The 264-nt window shown below is 60.6% G+C and carries 1 protein-coding gene; it reads right to left on the bottom strand.

Features of this window, described 5'->3' with window-relative positions:
* Positions 1 to 264: AMP-binding protein (locus tag V756_RS01000000122065; protein ID WP_032681949.1), on the bottom strand; the 264-nt coding region annotated here is incomplete at both ends.

Genomic DNA, 264 nt, shown 5'->3' with positions numbered 1-264 from the left:
AAGCTGGACTTCGATTTCCGACAGCTCGATCCGGTAGCCGCGGACCTTGACCTGATGGTCGATTCGGCCGATGTATTCGATGCCGCCGTTCACCCATTTCACCAAATCGCCGGTGCGGTACATGCGTTCACCCGGCACAAACGGATCAGCGACAAACCGCTTCGCGGTTTCGTCTTCTCGATTCAAATAGCCGCGCGCCAGTCCGCGTCCCGCCACGCAAAGCTCTCCGGCTACGCCTTCCGGCTGCACCTGATTGCCCTCGCC

Origin of the sequence: Bacillus tequilensis KCTC 13622 (assembly GCF_000507145.1) — a bacterium.
In the GTDB taxonomy this organism is placed as follows: domain Bacteria; phylum Bacillota; class Bacilli; order Bacillales; family Bacillaceae; genus Bacillus; species Bacillus tequilensis.
Note: the sequence above shows the minus strand (reverse complement) of the source record. Positions and strands in the feature narration are given on the sequence as shown.